General features: G+C 51.2%; 8 protein-coding genes. 3 read left to right on the top strand and 5 right to left on the bottom strand.

Features of this window, described 5'->3' with window-relative positions:
• Positions 1–99 precede the first annotated feature (99 nt).
• Both ACLJQJ_RS10515 and ACLJQJ_RS10510 read right to left on the bottom strand, forming a co-directional pair.
• Positions 100–996: an antimicrobial resistance protein Mig-14 gene (locus ACLJQJ_RS10515; protein ID WP_039589419.1), complete on the bottom strand. Its 897-nt coding sequence runs from the start codon at positions 994–996 to the stop codon at positions 100–102.
• A gap of 292 nt (positions 997–1,288) precedes the next feature.
• Positions 1,289–2,218 carry a VirK family antimicrobial peptide resistance protein gene (locus ACLJQJ_RS10510; RefSeq protein ID WP_047607362.1) on the bottom strand — a complete coding sequence of 310 codons (930 nt, stop codon included), beginning with the start codon at positions 2,216–2,218 and terminating at the stop codon, positions 1,289–1,291.
• A gap of 517 nt (positions 2,219–2,735) precedes the next feature.
• On the opposite strand from ACLJQJ_RS10510, the gene pipB2 reads away from it, so the two are divergent.
• The 3 genes from pipB2 (at position 2,736) to ACLJQJ_RS10495 (ending at position 7,000) form a co-directional block, all read left to right on the top strand.
• Positions 2,736–3,788 carry a type III secretion system effector PipB2 gene (gene pipB2 / locus ACLJQJ_RS10505; RefSeq protein WP_063808949.1) on the top strand — a complete coding sequence of 351 codons (1,053 nt, stop codon included), beginning with the start codon at positions 2,736–2,738 and terminating at the stop codon, positions 3,786–3,788.
• A gap of 174 nt (positions 3,789–3,962) precedes the next feature.
• Positions 3,963–4,295: a hypothetical protein gene (locus tag ACLJQJ_RS10500; protein WP_077248411.1), complete on the top strand. Its 333-nt coding sequence runs from the start codon at positions 3,963–3,965 to the stop codon at positions 4,293–4,295.
• Between the two features lie 530 nt (positions 4,296–4,825).
• Positions 4,826–7,000: a TonB-dependent siderophore receptor gene (locus ACLJQJ_RS10495; RefSeq protein ID WP_274595803.1), complete on the top strand. Its 2,175-nt coding sequence runs from the start codon at positions 4,826–4,828 to the stop codon at positions 6,998–7,000.
• A 41-nt stretch (positions 7,001–7,041) separates the two neighbouring features.
• On the opposite strand, the gene ACLJQJ_RS10490 is transcribed toward ACLJQJ_RS10495, so the two are convergent.
• From ACLJQJ_RS10490 to iroC, 3 genes are all read right to left on the bottom strand, one after another.
• Positions 7,042–7,977 carry an alpha/beta hydrolase gene (locus ACLJQJ_RS10490; protein WP_023231819.1) on the bottom strand — a complete coding sequence of 312 codons (936 nt, stop codon included), beginning with the start codon at positions 7,975–7,977 and terminating at the stop codon, positions 7,042–7,044.
• 31 nt (positions 7,978–8,008) lie between these two features.
• A complete protein-coding gene (locus ACLJQJ_RS10485; protein ID WP_063808938.1) occupies positions 8,009–9,253 on the bottom strand; it encodes an esterase family protein in 1,245 nt (414 codons plus the stop codon).
• A gap of 109 nt (positions 9,254–9,362) precedes the next feature.
• On the bottom strand, positions 9,363–13,019 hold the full coding sequence (iroC, locus tag ACLJQJ_RS10480; protein ID WP_063808939.1) for a salmochelin/enterobactin export ABC transporter IroC: 3,657 nt from the start codon (positions 13,017–13,019) through the stop codon (positions 9,363–9,365).
• Positions 13,020–13,086 lie beyond the last annotated feature (67 nt).

Below are 13,086 nucleotides of genomic sequence, written 5' to 3'. Positions count from 1 at the left end.
CTTATTTTTTAAATTCTGATTAAATTTCGTTTTTTATCAGTTCATCAGGATTTATGAAAAACCTGGGCGTAAAAACATATTTACGTCCAGGCTTTCTTCTTAGCAAATCGATTTCCCGGTAAAATAGGGGGTCGACCACATGCGCTTATATTCCCATTCAGGCCTTAGTATGCCGATGGAAAAAAGCAATTTTTTTTGTCTTTCCTGGCAGTAATGTCTGGCGCGGTTAATATTTAGCCACATCAGTATGCTGCCGGGACTGAGTGGCCTGAACTCATTTTTAATTGCACCATTAGATACGTCAAAGTAGACGTTCATCTGGCTTTCAGATTTCAGTACGATATCAAATGCACAAGGTATCCCTTCAATATAAAGAATATGCCCAAACAGAAGGTGATGCAGTTGACTAAAAAAGGTGGCAAGGTTATCAGCGGGATAGCAAGATAAAGTATTGCCGAAACGAGACTTAAATAACTCGATAAAAATATGAGTCAGTTCATCAGAAGAACAATCAGCAACGCTTTTTACACTACCGCCTTTTTTAAGAAATTGCTGATATTCATTACGGCGTCTTTTTTCAAACTTAGAAGAGAACGTTTCTTTGACCAGACAATTTTGTTTTTTTCTGGTGAGTTTCCATATGGCATTGCGTATTTGTGGCTGATGCAACGCCGAAAGCCGGTTAGTACGATCGGGTAAGAAGCAGCGTAAATCTGGCGCCATCGGAATAAGTATTTCATCTGACGATAGCGGGAAGGTTCTGCGCGTCAGGATGCCAATATTTTGATCATTACAGATAAAGTAGGCGCCTTTAATCTTATCGTCTTCTTTATAGTGGAAGAATTTAAAATGCCAGTTATGGCGCTTCATAAAATAATCCACAATATCTGGGTGCATATTGATACTACCGCCGTATTGCGTAAACACCTCCCGGTATAGGGTAAAGGAAGACGGCTGCCAGCGGGTTAATATACGCTTAACTTCTTGTATTTTCACCAAAACTCCTGACTTAGCTTACTGAAAATTCTATTTTGTATTATTTTTTTGCTCAACCAAATAAAAATGTGACAAATGTTTAGCTTGTATTTAATGGTTAACATGCTAATCGATGACGTTATGGTGAAGGGAATAAGATTAAGATGTTGATCATAGTATGAGTGAAAGCGACGGTTTAATGCCGCACTTTTCACTCGCAAGCCATTCTGTATTTAACCATTCAGTAGCGATACAGATTTCAAAAGATCCGCTGAACAGTAGCAGGATCTGCACATCCGCGTATGAAATAGTTCTACCGGGAGAGGCTGTTAACCTCTTGTATTATTGTATCCAGAATATGATAGCGTTTCCGATACTCTGCGCGTTTTTTGCTGGGGATACTTTCAGGCGCTTTACGCATCACCTGTGATGGCAGATGATATAAGGCACCTTTCTTAACGCCGTTTAGCGACTCCCAGAATTCACTATAGCTGGCCACAAAAGTTTTTTTCTTCTGGAATAAGTACCTGAGTTGACGATAAACATGGTTGTTTTCACTTACCGCATAAATCTCGTCGACATTACAGGCCTGCATCAATGTCGCAAATGCTTCATACAGCATCCGTTTAGGAAAGAGACCGTAACAATCTTTGGTGGCGTTACGTATGACTTGTGGGCCGACATGTTTACTGGGCCCTTGTAACCCGGCAACCAGTGCTATTTGCTTCCCTTCATGGCGGATAAAGGAAAATGATAAACGTGCCAACGGCGTATCATTGAAGCACAGCGTTAATGTCAGTTCACCTTCTCTGTCATAGCCACAGGGACCGCAGTAGATATCTACCAGAGCGTCGTTTTTTCCTTCCAGGTGAGCGAGCAAGATTTGTTCCTCGGACAGGAGGATCTTTTTAATTTTACTTTCCGGAAAGGACTGAACGAACTGGTAGTGTTCCAGAATAGCTCTTGCCCGGCAACGTATGCTAAGCCCGGTATACAAATAGGGCCGCTGGATTTTTGCCGGCAACAGTGGACGATGAATGATCAGCGTTCTGGGCTGAGACAGATGGCATAATTCATTGAAGTATTTAATTGTCGTTATGGGGTTAATAAGGCAACGTAATACAAATTTATAGCGAAACTTACGCTCTCCCCAGCGTTTATGGCGATAAGGCGTCTGCGCCATGACTTCTTTTAACATTAATAATGGATTATATCTTTCCATATCACTTTGCTGCATCGTCATACTACGGCTCTACTACTCGATGGACTTATAACCGAGACGGTAGCCTGATTGAGTTAAACGTAAAGGCAACGAAGAAGGCCTGTACAGACGATGTTGTTAAACAGTTTATCAATGGCAACAATAAAATGCCTGAACACGCTTTTTAATAGGTTTTCTGCTAATGAGTGGGATGAGTCCTGAACGTGGTATTAAAACGAATGCCGTGTTTATTATTTTAAATAATGTTTATGTTCTAAATAATTCGAGTTGCAGGAAGGCGGCAAGCGAGCGAATCCCCAGGAGCTTACTAAAGTAAGTGACTGGGGTGAGGGAACGCAGCCGCAGCACATGCAACTTGAAGTATGACGAGTATAAGCCAATATATTTATTTGGCTGGTATTGTGTAAGCCAGACAGCAAAGCGCCGTGATACGTGATTATGTAACCAGACGCAAAGGGGGTATTCACCTTATCTCTAAATGCAAATCTATATGATAAATTTTATCATGTACTGTGTTGCTCTCTCTGGGAGAAAATATATGCAGCGTTCACTCGATAGTCTGGCTGGTATGGCTACATCTGCTTTTGGCGCGGGGACTTCTGCTGCTATGCGGCAAGTCACCTCTCCCAAAACTATTCTGGAACATATCATTAACTTTTTTACCTGTGGTGGGGTACGTCGGAAAAATGAAGCACAATATCAGGAATTGATAGAGGTTATGGCTGATACATTGAAAAGTTCAATGCATGACAGAGGTGCTCCGTTGCCAGAAAACATCATACTGGAGGATGTGGATGGGTGTCGTGTCGAATTTAATCTTCCTGGTGAGAATAACGAAGCTGGACAAGTTATTGTACGGGTCAGTAAAGGCGACAATTTTGAGACGAGAGAAATTCCGTTTGCCTCTTTTGAAAAAATATGTCGAGTTTTACTATTCAGATGCGAATTTTCTCTCCCTCAGGATTCTGTAATGTTAACTGCCCAGGGAGGCATGAATCTTAAAGGCGCTGTCCTTACCGGAGCAAATCTGACGGCAGAAAATTTATGTGGCGCAGACCTAAGCGACGCAGATTTAGGGGGGGCAGTACTGTTCATGGCGGATTGTGACGGTGCAAATCTTAAGGGGGCAAATCTATCGGGAGCATCATTAGGCGACAGTAATTTAATGAACGCCTGTCTGGAAGATAGTATTATGTGTGGCGCTACCCTCGATCGCGCTAATCTTACCGGCGCCAATTTACAACACGCAAGTCTGTTAGGCTGTAGCATGGTAGAATGTCTTTGTTCCGGTGCAAATATGGAGCATGCTAATATTTCAGGCGCAACCCTTATACGCGCCGATATGAGCGGTGCGACATTAAAGAGTGCTACTATAATGGCTGCTGATATGGAAGGCGCTATCTTAACCCGGGCAAACCTGCGAAAGGCGAGTTTCATTTCTACGAACCTGGACGGGGCTGATTTGGCTGAGGCTAATTTAAACAATACCTGTTTTAAAGATTGTACACTAACCCATTTGCGTACCGAAGACGCCAGAATGTCTACAAGTACACAAACACTCTTTAACGAATTTTATAGTGAAAATATTTAGCCCTTTTTGACGTGAATCTGAAATAAAAGCAATGTAAGAATGACAATCTGCTACTGAATAGTAGCCGAGAGTTAATTATTTACAGTATCTTTTATTATTACAGGAGTATGCGACGATCAAAATATCTGAATAACTATTTCTATTTTCTCAAGTAGAACTTCCAACTAAAGCGAATTGTTTGAAAAGGAAAACGTTATGCCTGGATGTATAAGTGCCTGTTCGTGCGTTGCCAGCCCGACGCCTCCCGATCCTAAGGCCCCCCCTAAGCCTAAGTGGATAGAGTTAAAAGGTTATTGTGTTACATGTACTAGTCAGGAGGATATTCGTCCACCTAAGGAGGGTGAACCAAAGCAAAAAATGACACCCAGTGAGTTAGTGCTGTTACGAGGTCTTTTAAAAGACCTGGGGGTAACACAACATCCCTGGCAAGACCCGACAGTAAAATCCACTAACTGTGGGTTGCCATATTTTCCAGTAGTTCCTGGAGAACGAGAAACCGATGTTTAATGGTTTTCAGTCTGCAAAGCGCCTGATAAATATTACCAGGCGCTTTGTATTTTGGCGCCAACATCACTTTCATCATCAAATATCGAATGACTACAATCGTATCCGATCCCACCATTACCCAGCGGGAAAGTCGCTGGCAAACTGTAAGAACGGTTCGCCGTCGGCAGGGAAGCGCCGGTGAACCCTGAACCGTGCTATACCATCTTACCAGGGTGTTTCTTGTCATTAACGCTTTGAAAAATAGTTTTATTTCTCTACTCCTATTTTGTAAAACCTCCGTTCAGTAGGCGCATTCTGCCCCCCTTCCCGGATTTACTGGCAAAGCGGAGCCCGGACAGAGAGTCATATTGCAAAATCCCGTTTCCGTTTTTTTATTACCAGATTTTTGTGGTCGAAAGATTGCCTTTTTCTTAATTGAATGATAATTATTATCATTAGCATATGATAATAATTACTATATAGACGTAACCTGGCAAGGATGTGAGCTTGAGGGCAACAGCGCTACTTTAGACATTATTTAGGGAATGGGTATGAGAGTTAATAAGTTCCTCTGGTTAATAACCGTGGTTTCTACAGGGGTTAATAGTCCATTATCAGCAGCAGAATCTACTGACGACAACGGCGAAACGATGGTGGTTGAATCCACCGCCGAGCAAGTATTAAAGCAACAGCCGGGCGTTTCGATTATTACTCGTGACGATATTCAGAAGAATCCTCCCGTTAACGATCTTGCCGATATTATTCGTAAGATGCCTGGGGTTAATCTTACCGGCAATAGCGCCTCGGGGACGCGCGGAAATAACCGACAAATTGATATTCGTGGTATGGGGCCGGAAAATACCTTAGTGCTGATTGACGGCGTGCCGGTGACGTCGCGAAATTCGGTTCGCTATAGCTGGCGCGGAGAACGCGACACCCGTGGCGATACGAACTGGGTGCCGCCGGAGATGGTAGAACGTATTGAAGTGATCCGTGGGCCCGCCGCCGCGCGCTATGGCTCCGGTGCCGCAGGTGGGGTGGTGAATATCATCACCAAACGCCCCACTAATGACTGGCACGGTTCGCTGTCGCTCTATACCAACCAGCCGGAAAGCAGCAAAGAAGGTGACACCCGGCGGGGTAACTTTAGCCTTAGCGGCCCGTTGGCTGGAGATACGTTGACGATGCGCCTGTACGGTAATCTCAACAGAACCGATGCCGATAGCTGGGATATTAACTCCTCCGCCGGTACCAAAAATGCCGCCGGACGGGAGGGGGTCACCAATAAAGATATTAATAGCGTCTTCTCATGGAAAATGACCCCGCAGCAAATCCTTGATTTTGAAGCGGGATATAGTCGGCAGGGGAATATTTATGCTGGCGATACGCAAAACAGTACTTCAAACGCGGTTACCAAAAGTCTGGCGCAGTCCGGGCGGGAGACCAATCGCCTGTACCGGCAGAATTACGGTCTAACTCATAACGGCATCTGGGACTGGGGGCAAAGCCGCCTGGGGTTCTACTATGAAAAAACCGATAACACCCGCATGAATGAGGGGCTCTCCGGCGGCGGCGAGGGGCGTATTACCAACGACCAGACGTTCACCACTAACCGCCTGACCTCGTATCGCACCAGCGGCGAGGTGAATGTCCCGGTGATATGGCTATTTGAGCAAACGCTCACCGTCGGCGCGGAGTGGAACCGCGATGAGCTGAGCGATCCTTCCTCTACCAGTCTGACGGTTAAGGATAGCAATATCGCCGGGATTTCCGGTTCGGCGGCTAACCGTAGCAGCAAAAATAAATCGGAAATCAGTGCGCTGTACGTTGAAGATAATATCGAACCCATGGCCGGTACCAATATTATTCCGGGTCTGCGTTTTGACTATTTGAGCGAATCCGGGAGTAATTTTAGTCCCAGTCTTAACCTTTCCCAGGAGTTAGGTGAATACGTCAAGGTGAAAGCCGGTATTGCCCGTGCCTTTAAGGCACCGAACTTGTATCAAACCAGTGAGGGGTATTTACTCTATTCGAAAGGCAACGGTTGTCCAAAAGATATTACGTCGGGCGGCTGTTACCTGGTCGGTAATAAGAACCTCGATCCTGAAATTAGCATCAATAAAGAGATCGGGCTGGAATTTACCGTAGACGATTACCACGCAAGCGTCACGTATTTCCGTAACGATTATCAGAATAAGATTGTCGCAGGTGATAAAATTATTGGCAGAAGCGCATCTGGCGCTTATGTATTGCAATGGCAGAACGGCGGTAAAGCGCTGATTGAAGGTATTGAAGCCAGCATGACTGTTCCGCTGATGCCGGACCGTCTGAACTGGAATACCAATGCGACTTATATGATTGCTTCTGAGCAAAAAGATACCGGCAATCCCTTATCGATAATCCCGAAATATACGGTGAATACCTTCCTCGACTGGACTATCACCAGCGCGCTCTCCGCTAACGTCAACTGGACGTTATACGGCAAGCAAAAACCGCGAACACATGCGGAGTCGCGTAGTGAAGAGACCAAAGGATTGTCCGGGAAAGCGCTGGGGGCTTACTCACTGGTCGGCGCTAACGTTAACTACGATATCAATAAGAACCTGCGTCTTAATGTCGGTATCAGCAATATCTTCGATAAACAGATCTATCGCTCCGCCGAAGGGGCAAATACCTATAACGAACCGGGGCGGGCTTATTATGCCGGTGTGACGGCCTCGTTTTGATGGATTATGCCCGCCGCTGGCGGGCATATTCTGGCGGCGGGTTAATGGCAGCGTGGTTTTTGGCTTGCCGGTTCGCGACTGATATCCAGCAATGCACTGCGAAAAGAGGCGTTAAACATGGGCCCGTGGCCCAGGCCCGGGTAATGCTGCAGGGCCGCGTTAACGCCGTTGTTCTCAAGCGTTCTCACGGTCTCCTGAACTTTTTGCAGGAGCTCGGCCATCTGGCGTTGCCTGCTATCTCCATTCGACGCTGAACCTTCCATTATAATGAGTTTTTTATGGTAGAACGGCGACGGCTTCACTGCCGTAAGGCGATTCAACAGGGCAAAGTTATCCCTGCTGAGTGACGGGCTGGCGCTGTAATAGATATGAAAGAAGGATGACGACAGCCAGGAGTCCAAAGCGAACAGGCCGCCATAAGAATGTCCCCATACCCCGCGCCGTTCGGGGTTGATGGTTATTCCTTGTTCCACCTGCGGCGCGATATGTCTCTCCAGTAGCTGGCGGAACGCTGGCCCACCGCCGGTTTTACGATGAAAACGCGGGTTATTTTCACTGCCTTCGCGATCGATTCCCGGCGCCGGCGTATAGTCATAAGCTCTGCCGTTAAGATCAAACGGCAGGTTAGTCTGATAGCCAATCGCTACAATCACCGGCGGCGAGTGGTCTGCCAGCTGTTTGAGCAGCGTCTCCGGCAGTCTGTCCATCACTGCGTTGCCGTCCAGCATATATAAGACAGGATAACCCGACGGCGGGGCGGCTTTATTGGGAATAGCGGTCCATACCCGGTAATGTCTTGCGCCATCGGCAGATTGAAAGTCATTGACCCTAAAATGGTAATATCCCGAACCTTTATCAGCGATATTCGGCCCTAATGGCTGCATATCCGGCTGCGCATAACTCAGCGCGCTAAAACAAAAACTCACTAAAAATAGCGCCATGCGATAGCACTTGTTGTGGTACTGGCGACCATACATCGGATGTGATTCCTTTTTGGCAGGTGAAGTTTTATCGGGGCAGTAGACGTAATCCGTCAATCAGCGCGCCGCGCCACCAGGCATAATCGTGACCGCCGGTGTACACGCTGCAATGGCTTTCAACGCCGGCGGCGCGCAATTTTTCATGCAACTGTTTGACCTGCGGGACCGTCGAACCTTCCAGCGATCCCACGCACAGATGCGTACGTACGGCTGGCGAGGGCGCGGATAACACATGTTCGCTGACCCATGAGCGCTCTTCTGCGCTGAAATGGTTCGGGCGGTTGCGGTTGTCCGGCGTCCACCACATTGAGGGGGAGTGGCTCAGCACCAGGCCGAAGCTCTCTGGCGCGTGGCGGGCCGCCATCAGCGCGGTCACGCCGCCGAGGCTTTGCCCAGCCAGCACCGTTTGTGTACGGTCCGCCCACCGCCGTTCCGGGTATTTGGCGCGAAGGGTTGGCAGCAGGCGTTCGGCAATGTCGAGCACCAGCTCGCGGCGACCGCCGAGGATTGCGACGCGTTCACGCGCGTTGATGTTATCAATGCCGAGTACGGCCACCGGCGCGATGCGTCCGCTGCGGATGGCGGCGTCAATGGCGGCGCTTACCCCAAGATGGTCGAACCAGATCTCGCCATCCGTGAGTACCAGCAAGCCCAGCGGTTGTTCGACAGGAACGTCAGGAAGATACAGCCGCACACGGCGACGTTGTCCGGCGAGCCGATGTTCTGAGGTGAAAAGCTGCCCGGCGTAAGCGCGACAGCCTGACCACTCCTCCTGTGCCGGGGCATGATCCAACGCCAGAACGGACTCCTGCGCATTGCCCCGAACATTTATTCCCGGCGTGCTGTTCAGCGGGTCCGCCTTCCCGACAAGGGAGGCGAAACGGCTTCCAAGCTGCAACACCGTCTCGTCCGGGGTTTTCGGTGGTATTTCGACCATCGTATAGGAACCGCAGTAGGACGCCGGTAAGCGAAGCGTCAGATGCCAGATATCCGTTGTGGGCAGTTGCGTCATCATACCTTTCGCCACGTTATCTTTATCGGTGACACGGTTCAGGCGAACATAAACCCCCCGCAGAGGAGAGGCGGCACGCCACAGGAAGGTGACTTCCCGTTCATCGTCTGCGCCGTTAATGGCTGTCACCAGCGGCAGTGCGAGCGAGTTTGCTTCTCGCCAGAAGTGAGAAGCGTCAACCTGGCTTCCGGCGGCGAGTTGACGGCGAAGGCGCGTAGCGGTCTGTATAGCGACAGGAGCGACGGGCGGGCTCAGTCTCATTCTTTGTATTCCATCTCATTTATATTTCGGTCAGTATCAATAGCTAAAGCGGCTGTTACAGGAACAGCCGCTTGCGGGCTTTCTTTTGCGTAAATCGTGGCGATAAAAACTATCCTACGACCTCTCCTTGCGTATCGCGTGTCTGGCCGACGCTGGCCCGCCACAGACGAGCATACAGGCCATGAGCCGCTATCAACTGCTCATGGCTGCCATATTCAGCGATACATCCTTTATCGATTACGACAATAACATCGCAGCGGCGAGCGGTGGTCAGTCGGTGCGCGACGATAAGCGCGATGCGTTTCTCGGTATGCGTCACTCCGGTAAGCGAGGTTATTAAGCGCTCCTCGGCGCTGCGGTCGATACGCGCTGTCGCCTCGTCGAGCAGCAGAATGTGCGCCTGCGCCAGTTGGGCGCGGGCGAGGGCAATCAACTGACGCTGGCCCGCGGACAGATCCGTGCCGCCGTTATTGACCGGAGTACGAAACCCCAGCGGCAGATGTTGCACAGTTTCAAAGAGTCCCGCCTGTCGCGCCGCGATCTCCACCTCCGTGTCGCTGCTGTCTGGCCGTGAATAGCGGATATTTTCGGCAATATCGCCGCTAAATAATGCGACATCCTGAGTGACCAGCCCCGTCTGGCGACGATAATCACTAAGCGACGCGGCATCAATTAGGCGCTCACCGACACGGATTTGCCCGCTGCCGGGAGAGTAGAGCCCGGCCAGCAGCTTGATCAGCGTCGATTTGCCGGCGCCGCTACGTCCGACCACCGCGACTACCGTTCCTGGCGGAATGGTGAGCGAGAGATTATCAAGCACAGGTTGCGTTTTTTCGGGATAGCGGAATGTCAATGCCTCCAGACGTAGCGCGCCGCCAGTGCCAGGCGTTATGGAGGACGGTTCAATATTCTCCGTTTCCTCAGTCGCCAATAGCGCATTGATATGTTTGCCGCTGGCGGTCGCCTGCTGCCAGGAATCGACAATGCCTGACAACTGCTGTACCGGGCCATAAAATTGTCCCAATAGCAGGAAGAACGCCGCCAGTATCCCGGGCGTCATTTCGCCTTCGGCGACCCGGGTCGCTCCGATTAAAAGCACGGCGGCATAGGCAGCCTCGGTGCAGAAGGTCAGGAACGGAAAATAGACAGCAAGGTATTTTTGCGCCCGCACGCGGGTGGCGCGGAAGTTGTCTGATAACGCCCGTAGCCTGGCGGCTTCCTGCTTCTGTTGACCGTGTGACTGCACTACCCGCATACCGGAGACCTTTTCCTGAAGCGTACTGTTCACCTTACCAATTTCCAGCCGTGCCTGGGCGTAAGCAGGCGAGCTCAAACGGCGGTAAATCCACGTCGCCAGTATCACTACAGGTACGGCGCTTAATGCCGTTAACGCAAGAATGGGGTCAAGCCAGAACATTGCCGCGGCGATAGCGACCATCGTCACGATGCTGGTGGCCGCGCTGGCAAGACCGTTTTGCAGAAATCGGGCGAGTGAATCAACGTCGACGGTCATGCGAGTAAGACGCGAGTCGATGTGCTTCTCGTGCCAGGGAAGACTCAGGCGTAGCAGGTGGCTGAAGCTGCGTAAGCGTACCGTATGCTGTACCGACTCTGCCGCGCGGGCGGCGAAGATCGTTTGCAGCGCATAGCAGCACCAACCGATCGCCACCAGGCACAGCGCGAGCAGGGCGCATATGCCAATAGTCGACATATCCCCTGCGGCAACGCCTGAGTCAATACCGCGCTGCAAAAGCACCAGCACGCCAACGCCTGCGGCGGAATCAAGCGCGATAAGCAGGGCGGCGATGACGAACATCCAGGCTACTGGCGTCAGCAGCGATGAGACTTGACGCCCGTGGCCTGCCAGCGCCATCTGTACGGCGCGTTCTGGAACGCGCGTCATCCGGTCGACAAAACCTTTTCCGGCGGTTGTCTGGCGCTCATGCGCGTCGTCGGATTTTACCGCCTGCGTTGTTGGCCATAGCGTACGTTGTTCTGCCGGGGCAAGGGCGAGAAAATCCCCCTCGCCGCTCATCAGCGAGCGAAACGTCGGACACCTTGCATCCAGCTCCGCCTGGGTACCGATATCCACGACGCGGCCTTTATCCAGCACGACGATCCGATCGGCTAACTGCAGTGTTGAACGGCGGCGTGCAATCACCAGCAGCATATGCTCATTATCGGCATAACGACCAAGAGCCGTATTAATTTCCGCTTCAGTACCGGCATCGACCGCCGAGGTGGTGTCATCGAGAATCAGCAGTTCCGGCGCGGTAATCAATGCCCGGGCTAGCGCAATACGCTGGCGTTGGCCGCCGGAGAGGTTGCTTCCGCGTTCGGCCAGTCGGGTGTTGAACCCCTGCGGTAGCGCATTGATGAACCCGCTGGCGCCTGCGGCATCGGCGGCGCGTCGGATGTCGTCCTGAGTCGCTTGCGGGTGCCCATAGGCGATGTTTTCCGCCACCGTACCGGCAAACAGAAACGCGTCTTCAAACACTACGCCAACGCGACGACGAAGCGCCGTCAGTTTCAGGTCGCGAATATTCTGTTGACCCGCAGTGGTGTTGAGCCACACCCCGCCGGAGGTGGGATCGTAAAAGCGCGCCAGCAACATCAGCAACGTTGATTTCCCGGAGCCGGATGCGCCAACCACTGCCACGGTTTCACCGGCGTGAATGGAAAACGAGATCTCATTGAGGATACGGTTACCGTTGTCGTAGTGGAAACTCATCTTCTCCACGTCCAGCCCGATAATCTGACCTTCAACCGACTCAGTACCGTCTTCCATGCGAGAACGCGTGTCGATAAGCGCGAAGACGCGCTCCACCGACGCCTGTGTGCGCTGTGCGATAACCAAAAACGATGCCAGTACGCGGGTGGGGCCGGTCAACATAGCGAGAAAACTCGCGAACGCAACGAAGGTTCCCAGATCGATGCGCCCATTCATCACCGACCAGCCGCCATAGCACAGTAGGACGATTTGCCCTATCACTGGTAGCGCCAGCATGGTTGCGCCCGGCATCGCCTGCGAGATAGCGGCGCCGATGCGTACCCGCACCATCTGCCGCGACTGACCATCGAGCCAACGCGTTTCGCGTAACTCCGCCACGCAGGACTTCACCACTGAGATCTGTTCCAATACTTCGCGCATATGTTCCGTCATGTGCGCCAGCCGGTCTGAGGCAAGCCCCGTTTGCGCGAAAACACGGCGACGGGCGCGCAGGGCGGTAATAGCAAGGGCGGCCAGTACGCAAATCACGATAAGCGTCATGGATGGCGACATCCATAGCATCACCGCGATACCGGCCACATAGTAAGTGAGCACCGCCAGCGGCACCGGGCACATCTGTAGCAAGGTGTGTACCTGTTGAAGATCGCTGTTGGTACGCGAAATGACCTGCCCGGTACGCAAGGCGTCCTGGCCTGCGCCGTCCAGTTTTTGAATACTGTCGAACGCACGGCTACGTAACGTATGCTGAACCCACAACGAGAGTTCTCCGGCATAGCCGCGGCGCACGTAATTCCCGATAAAATCAAAAAGGGCAATTAATAGCAGGCCGCAGGCAAGTAACGGCAGGCGGGCCGTATCGCCTGCTATCGCGTCATTGACGGCCTGACGCGTTATTAGCGGCGTCAGCGCAGCCAGTAAAATGGTCGATACTGATGCTACGATGACAATGATGCTCAGTGTTTTACGTTCCCAACACACGCGGGCAAGGCGAACTATCCAGGCACGAGCGGGCATGGGGGAATGAGTCGCGGGCATTAAGCCTCCTTATCGGTGAAAGATGAGATATGGCGACGCAATCTGGGTTCAGCCGCCACATTGTCAT

This window comes from Salmonella sp. SAL04202, from assembly GCF_046550775.1.
Taxonomy (GTDB): Bacteria; Pseudomonadota; Gammaproteobacteria; order Enterobacterales; family Enterobacteriaceae; genus Salmonella; species Salmonella enterica.
The sequence above is the reverse complement of the archived record's forward strand: the minus strand, read 5'-3'. Positions and strand labels throughout refer to the sequence as shown.